Source organism: Ottowia oryzae (assembly GCF_003008535.1).
Classification (GTDB): domain Bacteria; phylum Pseudomonadota; class Gammaproteobacteria; order Burkholderiales; family Burkholderiaceae_C; genus Ottowia; species Ottowia oryzae.
In genome coordinates this window covers 2,086,392-2,105,519 of the sequence record NZ_CP027666.1, presented here as the reverse complement: position 1 = coordinate 2,105,519, position 19,128 = coordinate 2,086,392, and the positions used below count along the sequence as shown (strand labels likewise).

Here is a 19,128-nt window from a genome sequence, read left to right as displayed (position 1 = left end):
TTGGCTGACGAATCGCCCGCGATAGGCTCAAGGTATCCTGAACCCCGCAGCGCGCGCCCTCTTGCCCGTGCGGCCATCTGCACCCCATGCCCATGAACCACATCGTCTTCTCGCACGGAAACAGCTTTCCGGCCAGCACCTACCGCGTCATGCTGGACAGCCTGCGCGCACGCGGCTGGGGAGTCAGCGCCATCGAGATGTACGGTCACGACCCGCGCCATCCGGTGACCGACGGCTGGCCGCACCTGGTTCAGCAACTGGCGGAATTCGCCGCGCAGCAAAAGGCCGCGCGGGGCGGGCAGGCGCCGTGCCTGGTAGGCCACTCGTTGGGAGGCATTCTGAGCCTGATGTGCGCCGCCCAGCACCCTGAGCTGGCTCAAGCCGTGGTGCTGCTGGATTCGCCCGTCGTCAGTGGCTGGCGTGCACGTGGCCTGGGACTGGCCAAGCGCGCCCCGCGCTTGATGCAGCGCTTTTCGCCCAGCCAGGTCAGCCGCCGGCGCCGCAACGAATGGGAAGACCGTGCGGCTGTGTTCGACTACTTTCGCGCCAAGAGGGTTTTTGCCGAATGGGACGAACAGGTGCTCCACGACTATGTGGACCACGGCACGCTGGACGCCGAAGGCACTTGGCGCCTGGCGTTCGACCCGCAGGTGGAATCGCGCATCTACGACACCTTGCCCCATCACATCGAAACCCTGCTGCGCCGCCATCCGCTGAAATGCCCGCTGACCTTCATTGGCGGGCTGCAGTCGGCCGAGTTGCGGCAGGTGGGTGGTGTGGAGGGCACGCGCCGCATTGCCAAGGGGCGCGTGATGATGATCGACGGCACGCATTTGTTTCCAATGGAAAAGCCGCTGGCCACGGCCGCAGCCATTGAAGCCAGCCTGCGCGCACTGCCGGGCACGCAAATCTGAGCGCACCGCACCCATCTGCGCTGCGCCTCCCCGTTTTCGGTGCACCCCACCGTGCGTGTTGCACCAACGGCGTGCGGCACCGGTGTGCGAGCGGCTTGGCCCCGCGCAGACATAGGTAACGCTACCAGCTTTCACCTCCGGGGGAGTTTGCCTAAGCTGGCGCACATGACCTCCGTTACCTCTCCTTCCCCACAGATCGCCCCAGCGGCGCCGGTCAACCACGAGCAGGAAGCCCCTCGCCAAGACGCGCCTGATAAGCCAAGCCCTGCGCAGACCGAGGCAGCCACCCGCAAGCCCGATGAGTGGCTTGAAGAGCTGCCGGAGGTGGAGCCCAAGATCGCACTCGCCGTTCGCGGCGGGCCGCGCCACGTCGAGCCGAACTTGCAGGTCAAGCCAGCTGGCTTCGACGTGACCGACTATCTGCGCCTCGGCCCATCGGGCATTCGCGAGAAGACCGGCGTGCCCGAATTCGGCGATTCGCTGAGCAGCCGGCAAGTGGACAAGCAGAAGGCCAAACAAGAAGGCATCGACTACCAGGACGGTGACACGGTGGGCACCATTGCAGCCCAGCAGTTCGGCAAGGTGATTGAAGCGGAGGTGAAGGACGGCCGACTGGCCGCCGATTCCGACGAGGCCAAGGCCAAGAAGCTGATGGACGCACAGGCTGCGCTGGACAGTGGCTACGACCTGTATGGCTACGCCGAAACGATCAACACGGGCAGCGGCACCTACCGCGAAACGTCCGACAAGCCCACCAAGCTGACCGGCCAAGACGTCAATGAAATCGTCGACAAGGACGCGGTGGCCGACCAGCTTTCGAAGCTGATGGCCAAGCCCGACATTGCCGAGCGCTACCGCCGCGAGATGGCGTTTGCGGCTGAGAAGCTGCTGCCAGATTCGGACATCAACGGCATCCGCGACAAGGTCGACAACGCCTTGTTCAACAAGGACGGCAGCGCCAACACCCGCTTCGAAGAAAACGTGATTGCACAGACCGAGAAGGCCAACCAGGGCAGCCCTGACCGAGAGCAACTCGCCAGCATCGATGCAGAGGTTTCCAACTACTTCGATGCGCTGCGGGTACTGCGCCCTGACGACTACGCGCAGCGCAGGCAAGCCTTCAACCAGAACCTGTCCACCTACCAGCTCAACAAGAACATCGCCAACCCCTCGGGCGCGCCGCAGGACGTGCAGGCCATGGCGCTGCGCGACACCATTTCTATCGTGAAGGGTGGCATCAACGGCGCGCTGGGGACGATGGACAAGTCAGACAAGCTCTACGACAACTATAAAAAGTTGGGCGACCAATTGGGGGCTTTGAGCACGACCCCAATGACCGACGACGACAGAAAAGCGATCCGCCAGGCCATTTCTGACGCGGCGGAATCCCGCGATGTGAACAAGATCGATGAGTTGACCGAAAAAGCTCTGAAGAATGTGAGTGGCGACCGAGAAAAGACGGCCGGCACGGTCAAAAAGATGTTGCACGGTGCCTCGTCTACTGGAACGCTGGGCGCGATCTCGGGAATGATGGGTTTCCTGAGCGGCGCGATGCAGATCAAGAACGCCGGCTGGAGCGAAATGACCTCGGATCAGCGCGTGGCCGCAGCGCGCGACCTGGTGGGCGGACTCAGCATGGGTACCGACTTCGCGCGCTTTGGCTCCAACATCATCGAGCAGGTGAGCAAGGTGGCCGGCGAAGGCGGCGTGCCCAAGGTCAAGGCCACCGAGTGGCTCGGCCTGATGGACGACAACTTCTCGGACATCTGGGGCAAGTCCAGCAGCAAGGGCGCTGCGCAGAAAGTCAACGCCGCGATCGCCGACAGGGTGAATGCCGGCGCGGCGGAGCTGGAAACCCTCGGCCCCGACGGCCAGCGTCTGAACGGCGCCGAACTCGACAACTACAACGCTGCGGCCCAGCAGGTTGGCGAGGCCATGGGTGCACGCGGCAAGCCCAACAGCGCCGTGGCCGCGGGGCGTTCCTTCCTGCGCTTTACCTTCGGCGCGGGGCTGGATGCCGCAGGCGGCGTGATGGACATCGTGACCGGCGTGGCCGCGCTCAAGCGCGCCAACACGGCGCTGGAAAAGGCGGGCGCGGGCATTCAGATTGCCGGCGGTTCTGCCACGGCAGGCATGGCCGTCACGTCCACGCTGAACATGCTGGCGCCGAAGGCGGCCACGCTGGCCGGCAACTACGCCGCGAACACGGCCAGCCAGGTCATTCGCGGCCTGGCTGTCGGCTCACGCGTGTTGGGCCCTGCGCTGGGCGTGGTGGGCGCTGCCGCAGGCTTTGCGGGCATGTTGATTGCCGAAGCGATCAACCACGCGAAAAAGCAGAAGCTCACCGATTCACAGGGGCAATTCTTCAAGGATCTGGCGGGCATGAACGCCACCCAGTCCGACTGGGGCGACAAGCTCGAATACGCGCGCTATGCCTCGTACATGTACGGCGGGCGCGACTCGGCCAGCGACGAGTCCATCTACGCCTATCAGGCCGATGAGTGGAAGCATTTCCAGGAAACCGAGAGCAAGCGAGGCAGCGCCTTAGCCCGGCTGGCGCCGTATCTGCACCGCGATGGCGATCCGGAGTCGAAAAACCTCTGGGAAAAGCATTTGGCCGGCAACACCACGCGCAATGGCCCGCGTGGAACCTGGGTTCAAACAGACGACTGGCGACCCTGGGGCTCTACCGACATGACGGCCGGCGCACCGGCCCGCCGCTAGCGGCCAACCACGGCAAGGCGCACTCTAAAAGCGATGCTGATGCGCGGGCCCACCGGCTCGGACGACTTCGGTATGCCGTGCAGGTGCGTGCGCTGGCTGGCGTGGCTCATCACCAGCACGCTGCCGGGCGGCAGGCCGATGCGCAGGCCGCGCCGGGGCGTGGTGCGGCCAATGCCGGGGCGTGGCTGGATCAGCATGTCGCGCGCGGCGCCCAGCGACAGGATGGCGATGGGCTGCCCCGCCGCCAAATCGCCCACACGGTCGCCATGCATGGCCACGCTGTCTTGCCCGTCGCGGTACAGATTGAAGCCGGCGCGCGTGTAGCCGGCGGGCGCCACCGCCTTCACCGCCGCCAACGCCTCGTCCAGCAATGCCGGGCGGCTGGGGTCGTCCAAAGCCACGCTCGCCATCAGGCGCGGCACGGCGACGATGCGGTCGTACATCGGGCGCTCTTCACTGCGCCAGGGCAGCAGCGGGCGCAGGCCCTCGTACCAGCGCTGTGCCTGCGCCGGCGTGGCCGCGCCGGGGTGGTAGACGATGCCGCCTTCTGCATCCTCCAGCAGCTGAACCGGCTCGGGCGGGAACAATTCGCCCAGCGCTGATGACTGTGTTTGCATACAGCCATCTTAGTGCCGTGCGAGGCGGCGCACAAGCACCCAGGGCCGCGTCAGGCGGTCATATAGAGATGCCGCTGCGCGACTCGATCTGCTACGGTAATGAAAGCACTCGGCGCAGGCAAGTCGGGCGCCAAACGGCGAATCCTTATAGAAATCTGCCCATCAACGTCTGTACGGCGCGGCTATGCAGACACGGCGGCGCAGCGCCCGGGCGCGTCGTCAGCCGGGTAGATCAACCATGCTCTGCCAGCGCACGCCGGGCAGCGCCTCGTAATGCGCCACCAGCACGATGCGCTGCGGGGCGTGGGCCACGGCGTTCAGCGCGTCTGCAAGGTAGTTGACCGAAGGCTTGTCCAGACCCGCCACGGGTTCGTCGATCAGCGTCAGCGGCGCGCCGCTGGCCAGGGCGGCGGCCATGAACAGCTTGCGCTGCGTGCCGGTGGACAGGGCCAGCAGCGGTTTGCCCAGGTGCGGCGCCAGGGTCCAGCCCTGTAGGTACTGCTGCAAGGCGGAGTCGCTCCATTGCGGCCAACGGGCGGGGAGCGTGGCCAGCCACTGCGCGGGCGTTTGCGTGGGTGGCAGGCCAGGTTCGCGCGGATTCATCCAGAACACCTGCTCGATGTAAGCGGCACCCGGCGCGACGGAGCCAGTGGAAGTGACGGGCACCACGGCGCTGGGCGCGGTGTCGGACGGGATGTAGGGCGCGCTGGCGGGCGCCCCATCTTCCTCGGCCGACCACTGCAAGGCGATGCGCCCACTCGCCGCGCTGCGCTGGCCGGCCAGCAACTGCAGCAGGCTGGTCTTGCCGCTGCCGTCGCCACCGCGCACCAGGCCCAGCCCAGGCGCCCAGTGGTGAGACCAGCCGACCCACAGCGGGCGGCCGGGGTAGCCAAAGTGCAATTGATCGACGTGCAGGTGCGGTGAGGTGTCGGGCATGGTGGCTAGGCGGTGGGGGCCGCCGCAGTGTAGATGCGCGCGGCGCGGGCTCAGCCCAGATCCAGCTGAATTACCTGGCCGAAGCCCAGCACCTCGCGCGGCCAGTCGGCGGCCGTCGCGGGCAAGCGAACACCGCGCGACCACAGCAGGGCCGCGCGCATCACGCCCGCGTGGGTGACCCACAGCGTGTCGCCGCCCGACTGGCGGGCCTCGTCCCACGCGGCGCCCACGCGCGCCATCACCTCGGCCACGCTTTCACCGTGACCGCCCGGCCGCCCGTGGGCAAAGTCGGCCGTCCAGGCGTCGAAGGCGGCGCGCGGCACGGCGTCCCACGGCTGGGCTTCCCACGCGCCGAAGTCCATCTCGCGCAGGCGCGGGTCGGTAATCAGGGTCAAATCAGGCCGCAGCGCACACAGCGCCAACGCCAGCCGCTCGCATCTTTGTAGCGGCGAGCTGCGCAGCCGCACCCCCTGCGGCAGCGACTGCGCCAGGGTCTGGGCCGCCTCAAGAGTGGCGTCGGCGTCGGCGGGCAGATCGGTGGCGCCGTAGCACATGCCCGGTGGGGCGATCACCGGGGCGTGGCGCACCAGCCAGAGCGCCGTCATGCGGGCCACACCAGCACGGCGCCCAGCAGCATCGCCACCTCGCACGCCTGTTGCGTGGCGCCCAGCGTGTCGCCGGTAAAGCCTTGCAGCCGCCGCGCCAGCAGGCGCTTCATGCCCAGCAGGGCCAGCGCCCACGGCAAGGCGCCTGCTACGGTATTGAAAGCACCCAGCGCAAGCACCATCAGCGCCAGCGCCGGTATGGACCACACAAGCCCCACCAGCACACCGCCGCGCGGCACCGCATCGGCCAGCGGTTTGGATTTGCTGCCATCCGCATCGCCCACGTACGGCAGCGCACGCATCAGCAGCAGCGGCGCGAAGCGCGACAGCACGTGCCCAGCCACCAGCACGGCCGCAGCCACGGCGGCGCCGCGCTCTTGCGCCAGCAGGGCGAGCAGCGCCAGTTTCAACGCCAGCACCAGCACCAGGGCGGCTGCGCCGTAGGTGCCGATGCGCGAATCCTTCATGATGGCCAGCGCGCGCTCGCGCGTCACCGCGCCGCCCAGGCCGTCTGCGGTGTCGGCCATGCCATCCTCATGGAAAGCGCCGGTCAGCCACACGGTGGCCAGCGTGCTGAAGGCCGCCGACACCAAGGCGCCCAGCGCGCCGCCGGGCAGCACCCGCAGCGCGCCCCACAGCACCAGCGCACCCACGGCGCCCACCACCCAACCCACGCCCGGAAAGTGCCCCGCGCTGGCGCGCAGCATGGCCGGGCTGTAGCCCACCCATTGCGCCAGTCCGCCGGTGACGGGGATGCGGGTAAAGAACTGCAGCGCCAGCAGGAAATGGCGCACGCCTTGCACGGGGTTCATGACACAGGTTTAGAGCCAAACAAGGTTCTAGCGCCCATCCATCCAGCGCCGGTAGCTACGGTTTTCATAGTGTCTGAGTGCCCGTCACGCACGGTCAGACACGCCTGCCGATTCAAAGCTGGCCATCTCGTTCAGGATGGCGCAGGCCGACACCAGCAGGGGCCACGCCAGCGCGGCGCCACTGCCCTCGCCCACGCGCAGGCCCATGTCCAGCAGCGGGCCGATGCCTTGCTGCGCCGGGGCACCCGCGCCCAGCATCGCCAGCAGACGCGCATGGCCGCGCTCGTCCGACTGGTGTGCGAACACGCAGCGCTGCAGCACCGGCGGCGCCAGCCGGCTGGCCACCAGCACCGCCGCGCTGGCGATGAAGCCGTCCACCACAATCACCCGCCGCTCGCTGGCCGCTTGCAGGATGGCGCCGACCATGGTGGCGATCTCCAAGCCGCCCAGCGCCGCCAGCGCGGCCAGGGGCGCCGTGGCCTCGGCGTTGGCGGCCAGCGCCTCGCGCAGCACGGCGGTCTTGCGCGCCACACCTTGCGTATCCAGGCCGGTGCCGGCGCCGGTGACTTCGGCCACGTCCACGCCACCCAGGCGCGCTGTCAGCAGCGTGGCGGCGCTGGTGTTGCCAATGCCCATCTCGCCCAGCAGCAGCGCATTGCCCGGCAAGCCCTGGACCAGCGCCACGCCGTTGGCCAGCGCCTGGTCGCACTGCGCGGCTGTCATCGCCGGGCCTGCGCTGGCGTCTTGCGTGCCCGCCGCTACTTTGCGAATCAGCAGCCCGGGCGCGGGGGCGAAGTCGTGCCGCACGCCGCAATCGACCACCGTTTGCGCGATGCCGTGCTGGCGCGCCAGCACGCTCACCGCAGCGCCGCCGGCCAGAAAATTGCCCACCATCTGCCAGGTCACGTCGCTCGGGTACGCAGACACCCCGCGCGCCACGATGCCGTGGTCGGCCGCAAACACCACCAGCTGCGGCGCGTGCAGGCGCGGCTCGGTCGTGCCCAGGATGGCGCCCAGGCGCTGCGCCAGCGCGGCCAGCCGGCCCAGCGCGCCGTGCGGCACGGTCTTGCGGGCGATCTTGTCGGCCAATGCGGCCGCCAGATCGGGGTTGTTCAAATCAGGGACGGGAGGAATCTGAAACACGGGTTTTGCCAAGGCTTGCGAAAAACCCCGCCATCATGCCCGCGCGGGCGGGGCACCGCGCCAAATTGCGCCAGTGGCGGTTGGCACAGCGGCCTGCCACCACGGCAGCGTCACGCCGACGATGCCCAGGCCCGCCAGCCAGGCGAAGCGGCGGAAGACGGCGGCACGCCAAGTGGCACGACGGGGATTCGTTCTGATTTTTTCGGTGCTCATTACCCTTCGTCTCATGCGCCTTGGGCCATCGCACGCGCGTCGCCGCCCTCAGGCCACCCACACGCCGAAACAGGCGCATGATGGCGGCCGGCCGTTGCCGCCCCTGGCGCGGCCGCATCTTCAGGAGATTCGCCGCCATGGTCCACACCGCCGCCCAGACCGGCTTCACGAAAGAGGCCGACGCCTACGTGCGCGGCCGCCCCGATTACCCGCCCGAGCTGGACGGATGGCTGGTAGACGCGCTGCGCCTTGGCCCCGGCGCCACCGTGGCAGACGTGGGCGCGGGCACGGGCAAGTTCACGCCCAAGCTGCTGGCCACCGGCGCCAACGTGATCGCCGTGGAGCCGGTGGACGCCATGCGCGCGCGCATCCCCGCGCACGAACGGTTGAGCGTGCAAGCCGGTACGGCCGAAGCCACCGGCCTGCCCAGCGCATCGCTGGACGCACTGGTGTGCGCGCAGGCCTTCCACTGGTTTGCCAGCCACGCATCGCTGGACGAATTTGCGCGCGTGATGAAGCCCGGCGCGCGCTTGGGGCTGGTGTGGAACGTGCGCGATGAATCCATGGACTGGGTGGCCGCCATCACGCGCGTGATCGAGCCGTATGAGGGCGACGCGCCGCGCTATTGGAAGCAAACCTGGCGCCAAAGCTTTCCGCACCCCGCCTTCACGCCGCTGGAGGAAACCACCTTCACCCACGCGCACGTTGGCCCGCCTGAGCAGGTGATCATCGCCCGCACGCTGTCGACCAGCTTCATCGCCGCGCTGCCCGAGCCCGAACGTGAGCACGTGCGTGAGCAACTGATGCAGCTGATCGCCACGCACCCCGCGCTGCGCGGCCAAGCCACGGTGAGCTACCCGTATGTGACGCATGCGTTCATGGCGGCGCGCCGCTGAGCGAACACGCACCCTGCCCCGCCCCCCGCTAACGCGCCGCACGGTGCGTTAGCGGATCAAGCCCGCCAGCGCGCCCGGCGCGAAAGCCGCCTCCAGCGCGCCCGCCAGCCCCTCGAACACATCGTCCAGCGACGGGGCGGCGGCGCCAAACAAGGCGTGCAGCACGCCCGCATCCTCAAACAGGCCGTGCACGTAGCAGCCCAGCACGTTGCCAGCGGGGTTCTGCCAGGCCAGCTGCGGCACCACTTCGCGCGCCACGTCGCCCTTGGCGGCCATCGCCGGGTGCTGGGCCGTCTGGCCGCTGTGGATTTCGTAGCCGGTGAAGGCCACGCCCGCCAAGCGCGCCCAGGCGCCCTGCACATCCCCTGCAAAACGCGCGCTGCTGCGGCGCACGGTCTTTTGCGGGGCGAACGCGGTTACCAGCGGCAGCAGCCCCAGGCCGGGGCCGCTGGCGGGCGTACCAGCGGATTCAACCCCGTCCATGTCGATCAGGGCTTCACCCAGCATCTGCAGCCCGCCGCAGATCCCCAGCACGCGGCCACCGTGCGCCGCGTGGTCGGCAATGGCCGCGTCCAGCCCTTGCGCGCGCAGCCACGCCAGGTCGGCCAGCGTGGCCTTGCTGCCGGGCAGGATGACGGTGTCGGCGCCGGCCAGTTGGGCGGGCGTGCGCGCCCAGCTCACGCGCAGGCCGGGCACATTCTTGAGCGGCTGAAATTCGTCCAGGTTGCTGAGGCGCGGGTAGGCCACGATGGCGATGTGCCTTGGCGTACCGCCATGTGATTCGCTATGCTTTACATAGCTGCTGGCGCTGGCTGCACCAGCGCCAGAGGCCGATTTGTCTTGAAACCCCACGGTGGCTACGTCATCAAACACGCCGTCTTCTTCAGGCAGGCCGTGGCCAAAGCGCATGGGCACCACGGCCAGCGTGGGCACGCCCGTCAACTGCTGCAGCTGCTGCGGCGCGGGCGCCAGCAGGCTGGCGTCGCCACGGAACTTGTTGAGCACGAAACCGGCGATGCGCGTGCGATCAGCCTCGGGCAGCAGCGCCCAGGTGCCGTACAGGTGGGCGAACGCGCCGCCGCGGTCGATGTCGGCCACCAGCAGGCAGCGCGCGTCGGCGTGGCGCGCCACGCGCAGGTTGACGACGTCGCTGGCCATCAGGTTGATCTCGGCGGGCGAGCCGGCGCCCTCGATCACCACCACGTCGTTCTCGGCGCGCAGGGCGTCCAGCGCCGCAGCAATTTGCGGCCACACGCGTTCGCTGCGGCCGCGCCAGGGCAGCGCGCTCAGCTCGGCGTTGGCTTGGCCCATCAGCACCACCTGGCTGCGCGTGTCGGCCTCGGGCTTGAGCAGCAGCGGGTTCATGCGCACATCGGGCACGGCGCGCGCGGCCAGCGCCTGAAAGTACTGCGCGCTGCCGATTTCGCCCCACGCCATCCCGGCATCGGACGCCACCCGCTTCGCCGCCGGGCCGCCCCAAGGCGAAGCAGCCCCCTCGGGGGGCAGCGCAACAGGCGAAGCCGTAGAGCGTGGGGGCCCCAACTCTGCCGCCGGGCCGCCCCAAGGCGAAGCAGCCCCCTCGGGGGGCAGCGCAACAGGCGAAGCCGTGGAGCGTGGGGGCCCCAACTCTGCCGCCGGGCCGACCGAAGGCGAAGCAGCCCCGTCGAGGGGCAGCGCACCCTGCGCAGCAGGCAGCGCGGGGGCCACGACTCTCGCGTTGTTGCTCATGTTCTGCGCCTTGAAGGGCGCCACTTTCAAGCCCTGGTTGGCGTAGTGGCGGCACAGCGCGGTGGTGATCCAGCTTTTACCGGCGCCGCTGCTGGTGCCCAGCACCATCACGCAGCGCGCGAGCGGCTTGGCGGGCGACACAGCGTCAAGCATGGCGCACCCCGCAGCATCTTTGGCCGGTGACAGCATGTCGCAGAGGCAGCGGGCAAGGCGTGAAGTTCATGGCGGGTGATTGTCCACAGCGAATGGCCGCCACCTGAGTGAGAGCGCGCAAAGTCAGTCATCACGCGCCGGTGGCCGCGCGCCGCGCTGCTTCGAGCCGATCGCGGATCGCCTCGCACTGCGCGCGCGGCATGCGGGGGTCGAACGCGCTGACCTCCGAGCCGCCACCCACCAGCCACAGCCGCACGCGGCAGCCACGCGTCCACGTCCCGCGCCCGCCACCGCCGCCCGCCACGACCTTGCTGACACGGCGCCACGGCAGGCGCTCCTGCTCGATCCACGGCCGCTCAAACTCCAGCCCTACCAGCATGGGTATGCAAACCGGTAATCGCCAATTTCCTACAATGGCCCGCGCGCTGTGCCGGCCAACGGGTCGCTGTCGCACCGCGCCATGGCGGCCGCCCATCCGGTCTTGGACGTCCGTCGCAAAAAACACCATCCAAGAAGCAAGGGAGTTGGAGCATGTCCGTGTCTTACCGTATCGCCAGCGTGGTCACGCTGGGCTTGGCGGCTTGCCTGGGCTCGGCCCATGCGCAAACCAACCTGATCGTCAACGGCAGCTTTGAATCGCCTGTCCCAACCGGCTGGCAGGGTGCCGATCCTGGGCCTATCGGAAGTCCATGGACCAACGCCGTGGCGCTGACGGCCTGGACAGCCAACGATGTGAGCCTGCACGGCTGGCCTGCTGCCAGCACCCGCGCGCAGGATGGCAACCAGGTGATTGACCTGAATGGCAGCAACCCAGGTTGGATCGAGCAGACCGTCACGCTGGTGCCCGGTCACCGTTATCAGCTGGACTGGTACGACTCGCGCCACTACGGCATGGCCAGCAACGTCACCACGACCTACAACGTGCTGATCAACGGCGCGCCGACGGGGTCCAGCGTACCCACGGGCATCGGCACCGCGGACGCCTTGCCCGCCAACTGGTGGAACGCGCAAACGATGCAGTTCGTGGCCTCGGCGGCGTCCACCGCCGTTCGCTTTGCCGCCACCGCGCCGGGCGGCCCGGTGGGCGCTTTCATTGACAACGTGCGGCTGATCGACATCACGCCCACCGTCTCGATCGCCTGCTCCGCCGCATCGCTGACCGATTCCGCTGGGCAAGTATCGGCGTGCACGGTGACCAGTTCCACCGCTGCCCCGGCCGGCGGCCTGTCGGTCAACCTGACGCTGCCAGCATCTGGCTCACGCTACACCGTCAGCTGCGCCAGCCCGGTGGTCATTGCCGCCGGTGCCACCAGTTCGACCACGCCCTGCACCGTGACCGCTGTGGCCAACACCGACGTGGGCGATGGCAGCGTGACCGCCACCCTCACAGTGGCAGCTGGCAACGGCTACATCCCCAGCACAACCAACGGTACGGCCACTGTCACAATCACCGACGACGACGTCGTGGCGGTGCCTGCGCTGGGCGGCTGGGCGCTGCTGGCGCTTTCGGGCCTGCTGGGCGTGTTTGGCCTGCACCGCCGCGCCTCACACTGACGCGCTGCGACCCTGGTTGGCAAGCTGTGCGGGCCGGGTTCGTTGGCCTGCAACAGCAGAAGATCGAAACGCTGGCAGCGGTTCAGGACCATGGCTTTCGAGTCGAATCGACCGCCAGCGCTTGCCCCAACTGCGCAGGCAGCTACACAATCAATAGCAAATCGGTAGCGCCTTGTGGTCAGCCCATACGGATGGCCGCACCGCACCGTGCGCAAAGAAACCAGCCATGCGGCATGAGAGGGCCTGTGGCCTCAAACCGTCGGCGGCCGGGGCGCGGCCGGGCGCCGCACCATGCGCGTCATGATGGTTTGCAGCGCGGTGCCCGCTTCTGCGCCGGTGCACAGCCCCGTGTGAACGGGTGAAGTCTGGATGATGCTGCTGCGCCGCGCGGTCAGCCAGTGAAAGCGCGCGCGGTAGGGCAATTGGGCGATGGGGCCGCCCTCGGGCAGCCCTGCGCAGATCGCGACGATGGCGCGCAGATGGCGGCGCACGGTGTCCAGATCGGCGTGCGCGTCCAGCGCCAGCAGCCGCGCCTCGTCCAGCTCAATGGCCGCTTCCAGAAAGCCGGCGCGCTGGCACGAGAGGATGACGCCGACGTTGATGAATTCCTCGCGCTCGGCGCGCGGCACCACGCGCACGATGGCGTAGTCGTAAACGTCAGCCGCGTGCATCGATCGCCCCTTTCAACCAACGCGCACGGTCGGCCAGGCGCGCCTGGAAATAGCGCAGGTAGGCGGTGCGGTGCGCTGCCGGATCGGCCAGTGCGGCATCCTGCCGATCCGCGGCGGCCAGGTTCAGAAACTCGTCCGGAACGCCGTTCAGAATGCCTTGCAGCACCTCGCCGGACAGGCGCGGCGCCAAGGCGGCGTCGGCCTCGGCGAGCTGGCTGGCGCGCGGCAACAGCACATGTTCGGCGATGGGCGCGAAGGGTTTGCCGGGGTCGGCCACGGTGCCGTTCCAGGCGTGGTGAAAGGTCAGGCTGGCGCCATGGTCGATCAACCACGGCTGGCGGTGCCACATCAGCAGGTTGGTGTTGCGCGCGGTGCGGTCCACGTTGCTGACCAGCGTGTCGAACCACACCAGGCGCGAGGCGAAGTCGTCCGTCACCTGATCCGCCGAGGGGTCGAAGTTGACGGCGGCGGGCAGGTAATCCAGCCCCACGTTGATGCCCGCGCTGGCGCGGATCAGGTCCTGGATTTCAGGGTCGGGCTCGGTCTGTGCCAGCGCCGGATCCAGACCGGCCAGCACCACTTCAGGCACCGGCAGCCCGACGGCGCGGGCGATGCCGCCAGAGATGATCTCGGCCATGAGGGCCCGCACGCCCTGGCCCGCGCCGCGAAACTTCAGGACGTACAGGCCCTGGTCGTCGGCCTCGACCACGGCCGGCAGCGAGCCGCCTTCACGCAGCGGGGTGACGTAGCGCCGCACACGCACGGTGCGCAGGGGTGGCGATGCAGAATTCATGCGGCATGTTAGCCGGGCCGCGCCGAAGTGGCGGCCAGCCAGGCCGCCCGCAGCGCCTGCTGCGATGCGGGCGGCAGCACGCCCAGGCGCACATGGCCCGGTAGTCCGAAGGAAGCGCAGTCGCGCAGCTTGACCCCCTGCGCCCTCAGGCGCTCAAGTACTGGAGCCGTATGGCTTTCAGGCAGCGGCAGCCGCGCGACAAAGAAATTGGCTACGCTGCGAGGTACGAGATGCCAGCCCAGCCCGGTGCACAGCGCCACCTGCTCGGACTTCCAGGCGCGCAGCGTCGCCAGGGAATTGGCCAGCCAGGCTTGGGCGCCCTCTTCCACCCAGGCATTGAGCATGGCCACACCATCTGCGCCCAGCGGCCAGGAAGGTGCCCGCGCCTCAGCAGCGGCGGCCTGGGCACCGTCGGGCGCAACAGCGTAGGCGGCGCGCACGCCGGTGAGGCCCAGCGCCTTGTTGGGCGTCCATAGCTGCCATACATCGAGAGGAACCGTCGGCGACTGGCCCACGAGACGCAGCGGGGCGTAGGCGCAGTCCAGCACGCGCACGTCGCCGGGCTTGGCGCTGTCGCCCGACCAATGCGCCAAAGCATCGTCTGCGACGCCCAGGGGGCTGGATGGCTCGCACGCCCAGAGCAATGCGGGTGCGCCGGTACTCCGGCCCGCGCCCTCGCACGTCAAACCCCACACCGACGCGGCGCGCGCGTAGTCGCCATAGGCGTGCGGCGGCATGGTCGCGCACCGCAGGCCCGCGCGGTGCGCCAGCGCGCTGATGCGGTGGATGAATTCGCTGGCGCTGGCCGCGATCACGACGCGCTCGGGCGCCACGCCGTGAAAGCCCGCAAGCTGCCTGCGCAGCGCGGCGTAGCTCGGATCAGGGTAGCGCGCGAAATCGGCTTGCTGCACAGCCGCCAGCGCATCAGGGCACGGCCCGCAGGCGTTGGCGTTGGTGGAAAAGTCGTGTGCAGGCACGCCCAGTGCATCCGGCCCGCCGTGGGTGGTTTCAAGCAGGTGGCCGCCAAACTGACCTGCCGCGTCGGCCAGCGCTGGCGCCTGATCGGCGGCCTTGAAGGGTTCAATTTTCATAGCACTCAGCGCTGGATGCACCTGCGGTAGCGGTCGATTTGACCCACAAATACACCCGCCGCACACCCGTGCCCGATGAAGGCATCGTGGGCCTCAGCGCCAGCGGGTCTCGCCATCGTCAACTCGTTGCAACGACGCCCCCAGGGTTCGCTGTGCCTGCGTCCTGCACGTCGAATGCGACGGGCGGCAAACCGGCGTAGTGCCGGTCGGCCATGGTGATGAACGCGGATTCCAGATTTCGGGCAAAACGCTTGCCGTCGAACAGCGACGAGGTCTGCCGCTGGGCGGCAAGCCTGGCGCGCAGCGCTGCCAGACGCTCGGGCGAACGGGCCAGGTCGATCGCGGTGGCTTCGTAGTCGTCCAGATGGGTGGTGACCAATTCATCCAGCGACAGCGCCCGCAGCAGGCTGGCCGCCACACGGCCCTGGAACGCGTTGCCCAAGCAGGTCAGCAGAGGCACGCCCGCCCACAACGCATCGCTGGCGGTGGTGTGGGCGTTGCAAGGCAGCGTGTCGAGGAACAGGTCGGCATGGCGCAGGCGCGACAAATGTTGGTCCGCCGGCAAGTTCGGTGCAAAGACCAGCCGCTGCGGGTCCACCCCTGCTGCGGCCGCGTGCCCGCGCAGCTTGTCCGCGCCCTCGGGCGTGCCCTGGTACAGCCACAACACGCTGCCTGGGACGGCCTGCAGGATGCGCATCCAGCGGGCAAAAACCTCGGGAAGGATTTTGTAGGTGTTGTTGAAGCACACGTAGACGAAAGCCGATTCGGGCAGCCCAAGCTCACCGCGCGTAAAAACATCTTCGGCGATGCGGCGCTGGCTGTCGTTGCACTGGTAGCTGTGCGGCATGCGCACCACTTTTTCGGAGAAGTGCGCCTCGTGCTCGGGCGGAATCACCGTGGGGTCGGCAATGATGTAGTCCATGCAGGCGCTGCCCAGTGTGCCGGGGTAGCCCAGGTAACTGACCTGCACGGGCGCGCAGCCCTCTGCAAACAACTGCTGGCGGCCGTGTTGCGTGTAGCCCTTCAGGTCGATGGCGATGTCCAGCTGCAGTTGCCGCGCCTGCGCAGCAATGCGGTCGATGCTCCAATCCTTCACGTACAGGAATTGATCGAAGCAGGGCGCGATGCGATCGGTCATCGCGTCGCGCTCAGTCGGCCCGAAGGAAAAGCCGTAGACCTCGAAGCGCTCATGATCGTGCGCGGCCAGCATCTCGGCCATGAGCATGCAGGTGGCGTGGTTGTGAAAGTCGGCCGAGAAGTAGCCGATGCGCAGCTTCTTGCCGCGCGTTGGTGCAACGCTGCGCTGGCCCGCGGTATCGCACTCGGTGCCACGCGCATAGGCCCGAGCGACCGAATGCATGAGGGCGGCATCATCGGCAATCGGCAGAAGGAAGAAGGGTACGTAAACCCCCTCGCCTTCGCGCACATTGCCCAGCAGCTGCGCTATCGGACGCTCGATGTCTTGCCAATCCGCGATCATCAGCTTGGCATACACGCTTTGCGACAAGGCGGCAGGTGTTTCAATGGAGCAAAGCGCAAGGGACTCTATCGCTGCAGCGTAGGACTTGGCCTGAATCAACGCATCAGCCTTCAGCAAAAGTACCTTGTCCTCATTCCCTCGCACCCGAAGAAACCGGTCGAAGTTGAGCGCCGCGGTAGCGTAATCGCCCAGTGAGGCCAACACGACCCCTGCGGCAACCCAAAGCGGCGGGTAGTCCGCATCCAACGCCCTGGCTTGCCGGATGGCCGCTTCTGCCTTGTCCATCCGGCCCGCCAGGCACAAAGCCGTGGACAATCTGGTTAGGCGATCGACACTGACTTCAATCGCACAGGCACGGCTACACGCTTCGACTGCGTCTGCGTAGCGCCTTAGCTCCACCAGAACGTGACCCCGGTTGGCGTGCGCTTGCGCATCGTTGGGCGCCGTGGCCAGGACGCGGTCGACCAGTTCAAGCGCATCGTCATAGCGCTCGCGTGCGATCAGCAGTTTGACCTTCTGCGATTGCGCATCGGGGTGGTTGGGCGCGAGCGACAGGACATGGTCAAAACACCGCTCGGCCTCTGCCGCCTGGCCCAATTCGTTGTGCGCAATCCCTTTGTTGACCCACAGCTCGGCGCTTTGAACGCCGGCCGCCAACAGCGCGTCGACCTCACGCAGGGCATCGGCTGCCCGCGACGCACGCACCAGCATGCCCACCCTGGCGCCGCGGGCAGGCACGGAGGTGGGCTCCAACGCCAGCGCGCGCTCGACAGCCTCCAAGGCCGCTGCGTGCTTGTCCAGCTGCGACAGCGCCATCGCCAGGTTGATGAGGGTCGGCACATGGCGCGGATTGGCCCGCGCAGCCTTGCTCAGCATCGTTTCCGCCAGGCGCATGTCGCGGGCCTGCAGCGCCAGCGTACCCAGCAGATACAGCGCCTGGGCGTGTGCGGGCTGGCGCGCCAGCACCTGCTCATACAAAGCACGCGCTTGGCCGAGCTGGCCCTGTTGATGCAGGGCGAATGCCTGATGCAGCCACGCATCGACGCTACCAGGCGTTAGAACGGAAGACTTTCTCATGGGTGATCGCGCGCCAGGGCCGCGACGGGTTCAAGCAAAGAAAGGGCTATTGTGCCCAGCCGGCGGGGCGCGGAAGGGCATCGCTGCCCCCCTGCTCGAGTGACTGGCTCAGCAAAATCCAGGTGCGGCCCTGCCGCCTGGCGGCTTCAGATCAGCGCGCAGAGCATGGCCGCGCAAGTAGCCAAGGTACCCACCAGCACCACGCGCGAGCCGATCGCGCAGGTGCGCAGCGGGTCGCTGGCTTCGGGCGCTCGCGCGCCAGCGTTCAGCGTGTAGACGTCCGGCTTGCGCAATTGCACGCCCAGCGCCAGCGCCATGGCGGCCATCGGCCAGCCGCTGTTGGGCGACGGCGTGCGCGCTGCTTCGCTGCGCAGGCGCGCGCCCCCGCGCAGGCCGCCCACCAGCCAGATCAACGCGGCCGTGATGCGCGCAGGTATCCACGCCAACACATCGTCGGCGCGCGCCGCCCACTTGCCTGCGTACGCCCAAACGCGCCCGCCGCGCTCGCCCGGATAGCCCCACATCGCGTCTGCGGTGTTGGCAAAGCGAAACAGCGCCGCGCCGGGCAGGCCCAGCAGCGCAAACCAGAACAGCGGCGCCACCACCGAATCGTTCAGGTTCTCGGCCAGGCTCTCGATGGCGCTTTCGCGCACCTGGGTGGGCGACAGCGCCGCCGTATCGCGGCTGACCAGGCGCGAGAGCTGGGCGCGGCCCGCGGGCAGAGAATCGGCCAAGGCACGCTCAACGCCCAGCACCTCGTCGTGCAGCATTGCCCACGACAACAGCGGCTTGAGAAAGAGGCCCAGCGCCAGGGCGGCCAGCCACTCAGGCTCAGTCAGCACCCAAGCCTGAAAAAGCCAGGTTACTACAACAATGATAGCTGCCGCCGCACACCAGGCCAGCGCTGCAGCCCAAAACACCTGTGAATCGGACCGCACCTGAGGCGCCCCCACGCGGGGCGCCAAGCGCTCGCCCGCCCACGCCAGGTAGCGCCCCATCCATACCACCGGGTGCCAGCGCAGGCCGGGCTCGCCCAGCAAACGGTCTACCGCGATCGCCAGCGCCGGGGCGCAAGCCAGCAGCACCGCCTGGGCGGAATCGCCTGGCATCCCGCCGCCCCAGCTCAACGCCATGGCTGGGCGGCGAGATTAGGCAAGCGGAGGTGGATGGGGGCAAGCACGGGCATGGGCGGATTGTCTCTTAGCGCCTGCGCAGTGCTGGCTGCGGCCTCAGCGATGCCTCACCAAGGCGGTCGCGATGCCCGCGCGCCTTACCGTCGGGCCACACGGGCGCTGGCCCACGCGCACCCTAAGCTCGTGGGCCGTTGGCAGACGCGGCCGCCCGGGCGCGCTGAACAAGTTGCTCGTCAGTGCGGCCCTTGCGACCCAGCGGAATGCCAAACAATAAACCTGCCAGCGCGACCAAGCCGGACAAAACCAGCAGCGCGACCGCCCAGTCCACCGACATCCACCGGAAAGCCAGTGCCACCGCCGCGCACACGCACAGGAAGATGAAGGGCGCCGTCCAGGCCATGACGGAAAAACTCTGCACCTGCACCTGCTGCCCGCACGCTTGGCAGGCCACGGGCTGGTCCCAACCCGCCATGGTCAGCCGCCATTTGCGCCCAGCCGACATGGCCTGCAAGCCGCAATGCGGGCAGCGAAGCCGAAACGCATTGGCCAACAAGGTGGCCGGTCCGCCGGCGGTCATGGGCACTGCGC

General features: G+C 68.3%; 17 protein-coding genes. 4 read left to right on the top strand and 13 right to left on the bottom strand.

What is annotated here, in order from left to right:
* Positions 1-92 precede the first annotated feature (92 nt).
* Together C6570_RS09795 and C6570_RS09790 are read left to right on the top strand one after the other, a co-directional pair.
* Positions 93-914, top strand: coding sequence for an alpha/beta fold hydrolase (locus tag C6570_RS09795; protein WP_106704628.1), 822 nt, complete (start codon positions 93-95; stop codon positions 912-914).
* Positions 915-1,079: 165 nt separating this feature from the next.
* Entirely contained in the window at positions 1,080-3,638 is a 2,559-nt protein-coding gene (locus C6570_RS09790; RefSeq protein ID WP_106703034.1) for a hypothetical protein, read from the top strand.
* On the opposite strand, the gene C6570_RS09785 is transcribed toward C6570_RS09790, so the two are convergent.
* From C6570_RS09785 to cobT, 5 genes are all read right to left on the bottom strand, one after another.
* Positions 3,635-4,255: an alpha-ketoglutarate-dependent dioxygenase AlkB gene (locus C6570_RS09785; RefSeq protein ID WP_106703033.1), complete on the bottom strand. Its 621-nt coding sequence runs from the start codon at positions 4,253-4,255 to the stop codon at positions 3,635-3,637. The genes C6570_RS09790 and C6570_RS09785 overlap by 4 nt on opposite strands.
* 219 nt (positions 4,256-4,474) lie before the next feature.
* Positions 4,475-5,191, bottom strand: a complete 717-nt coding sequence (locus C6570_RS09780) for an ABC transporter ATP-binding protein (protein WP_106703032.1) — start codon at positions 5,189-5,191, stop codon at positions 4,475-4,477.
* Between the two features lie 50 nt (positions 5,192-5,241).
* Positions 5,242-5,796, bottom strand: a complete 555-nt coding sequence (locus tag C6570_RS09775) for a histidine phosphatase family protein (RefSeq protein ID WP_106703031.1) — start codon at positions 5,794-5,796, stop codon at positions 5,242-5,244.
* A complete protein-coding gene (locus C6570_RS09770) occupies positions 5,793-6,599 on the bottom strand; it encodes an adenosylcobinamide-GDP ribazoletransferase (protein WP_106704627.1) in 807 nt (268 codons plus the stop codon). Before C6570_RS09770 ends, C6570_RS09775 begins: the two co-directional genes overlap by 4 nt.
* Positions 6,600-6,692: 93 nt before the next feature.
* Positions 6,693-7,751 carry a nicotinate-nucleotide--dimethylbenzimidazole phosphoribosyltransferase gene (gene cobT, locus C6570_RS09765; RefSeq protein WP_106703030.1) on the bottom strand — a complete coding sequence of 353 codons (1,059 nt, stop codon included), beginning with the start codon at positions 7,749-7,751 and terminating at the stop codon, positions 6,693-6,695.
* 350 nt (positions 7,752-8,101) lie between these two features.
* Here cobT and C6570_RS09760 point away from each other — a divergent pair, with 350 nt between their 5' ends.
* A complete protein-coding gene (locus tag C6570_RS09760; protein ID WP_106703029.1) occupies positions 8,102-8,860 on the top strand; it encodes a class I SAM-dependent methyltransferase in 759 nt (252 codons plus the stop codon).
* 48 nt (positions 8,861-8,908) lie between these two features.
* Here C6570_RS09760 and C6570_RS09755 read toward each other — a convergent pair whose 3' ends face one another.
* Both C6570_RS09755 and C6570_RS09750 read right to left on the bottom strand, forming a co-directional pair.
* Positions 8,909-10,741 (bottom strand): cobyric acid synthase, encoded by a 1,833-nt coding sequence (locus C6570_RS09755; protein WP_123812242.1) that lies wholly within the window; start codon positions 10,739-10,741, stop codon positions 8,909-8,911.
* Positions 10,742-10,871: 130 nt separating this feature from the next.
* Complete coding sequence (locus C6570_RS09750; RefSeq protein ID WP_106703028.1) at positions 10,872-11,120, bottom strand: hypothetical protein; 249 nt, start codon at positions 11,118-11,120, stop codon at positions 10,872-10,874.
* A 152-nt stretch (positions 11,121-11,272) separates the two neighbouring features.
* Between C6570_RS09750 and C6570_RS09745 the strand changes: the two genes are divergently transcribed.
* Positions 11,273-12,295 carry an IPTL-CTERM sorting domain-containing protein gene (locus C6570_RS09745; RefSeq protein ID WP_106703027.1) on the top strand — a complete coding sequence of 341 codons (1,023 nt, stop codon included), beginning with the start codon at positions 11,273-11,275 and terminating at the stop codon, positions 12,293-12,295.
* 251 nt (positions 12,296-12,546) lie between these two features.
* Here C6570_RS09745 and C6570_RS09740 read toward each other — a convergent pair whose 3' ends face one another.
* The 6 genes from C6570_RS09740 to C6570_RS09715 form a co-directional block, all read right to left on the bottom strand.
* Positions 12,547-12,966: a DUF3037 domain-containing protein gene (locus C6570_RS09740; RefSeq protein WP_106703026.1), complete on the bottom strand. Its 420-nt coding sequence runs from the start codon at positions 12,964-12,966 to the stop codon at positions 12,547-12,549.
* Positions 12,953-13,738 (bottom strand): HipA family kinase, encoded by a 786-nt coding sequence (locus C6570_RS09735; RefSeq protein WP_106704625.1) that lies wholly within the window; start codon positions 13,736-13,738, stop codon positions 12,953-12,955. Before C6570_RS09735 ends, C6570_RS09740 begins: the two co-directional genes overlap by 14 nt.
* Positions 13,739-13,767: 29 nt before the next feature.
* Positions 13,768-14,850 carry an aminotransferase class I/II-fold pyridoxal phosphate-dependent enzyme gene (locus C6570_RS09730; RefSeq protein WP_245896152.1) on the bottom strand — a complete coding sequence of 361 codons (1,083 nt, stop codon included), beginning with the start codon at positions 14,848-14,850 and terminating at the stop codon, positions 13,768-13,770.
* Positions 14,851-14,968: 118 nt separating this feature from the next.
* Entirely contained in the window at positions 14,969-17,407 is a 2,439-nt protein-coding gene (locus C6570_RS09725) for a tetratricopeptide repeat protein (RefSeq protein WP_106703025.1), read from the bottom strand.
* 146 nt (positions 17,408-17,553) lie between these two features.
* A complete protein-coding gene (gene cbiB, locus C6570_RS09720) occupies positions 17,554-18,540 on the bottom strand; it encodes an adenosylcobinamide-phosphate synthase CbiB (RefSeq protein ID WP_425437860.1) in 987 nt (328 codons plus the stop codon).
* Between the two features lie 175 nt (positions 18,541-18,715).
* The gene (locus tag C6570_RS09715; protein ID WP_106703024.1) at positions 18,716-19,117 is read right to left on the bottom strand and encodes a hypothetical protein; all 402 of its coding nucleotides are present in this window, start codon (positions 19,115-19,117) and stop codon (positions 18,716-18,718) included.
* Positions 19,118-19,128: the final 11 nt, after the last annotated feature.

Excerpts from the sequence above, each read along its gene's own strand:
- C6570_RS09775 (WP_106703031.1), bottom strand. The coding sequence starts at position 5,796 with ATGACGGCGCTCTGGCTGGTGCGCCACGCCCCGGTGATCGCCCCACCG.
- C6570_RS09760 (WP_106703029.1), top strand. The coding sequence starts at position 8,102 with ATGGTCCACACCGCCGCCCAGACCGGCTTCACGAAAGAGGCCGACGCC.
- C6570_RS09750 (WP_106703028.1), bottom strand. The coding sequence starts at position 11,120 with ATGCTGGTAGGGCTGGAGTTTGAGCGGCCGTGGATCGAGCAGGAGCGC.
- C6570_RS09730 (WP_245896152.1), bottom strand. The coding sequence starts at position 14,850 with ATGAAAATTGAACCCTTCAAGGCCGCCGATCAGGCGCCAGCGCTGGCC.
- C6570_RS09790 (WP_106703034.1), top strand. The coding sequence starts at position 1,080 with ATGACCTCCGTTACCTCTCCTTCCCCACAGATCGCCCCAGCGGCGCCG.
- C6570_RS09780 (WP_106703032.1), bottom strand. The coding sequence starts at position 5,191 with ATGCCCGACACCTCACCGCACCTGCACGTCGATCAATTGCACTTTGGC.
- C6570_RS09795 (WP_106704628.1), top strand. The coding sequence starts at position 93 with ATGAACCACATCGTCTTCTCGCACGGAAACAGCTTTCCGGCCAGCACC.
- C6570_RS09715 (WP_106703024.1), bottom strand. The coding sequence starts at position 19,117 with ATGACCGCCGGCGGACCGGCCACCTTGTTGGCCAATGCGTTTCGGCTT.
- C6570_RS09745 (WP_106703027.1), top strand. The coding sequence starts at position 11,273 with ATGTCCGTGTCTTACCGTATCGCCAGCGTGGTCACGCTGGGCTTGGCG.
- C6570_RS09755 (WP_123812242.1), bottom strand. The coding sequence starts at position 10,741 with ATGCTTGACGCTGTGTCGCCCGCCAAGCCGCTCGCGCGCTGCGTGATG.
- C6570_RS09785 (WP_106703033.1), bottom strand. The coding sequence starts at position 4,255 with ATGCAAACACAGTCATCAGCGCTGGGCGAATTGTTCCCGCCCGAGCCG.
- C6570_RS09740 (WP_106703026.1), bottom strand. The coding sequence starts at position 12,966 with ATGCACGCGGCTGACGTTTACGACTACGCCATCGTGCGCGTGGTGCCG.
- C6570_RS09725 (WP_106703025.1), bottom strand. The coding sequence starts at position 17,407 with ATGAGAAAGTCTTCCGTTCTAACGCCTGGTAGCGTCGATGCGTGGCTG.
- cbiB (WP_425437860.1), bottom strand. The coding sequence starts at position 18,540 with ATGGCGTTGAGCTGGGGCGGCGGGATGCCAGGCGATTCCGCCCAGGCG.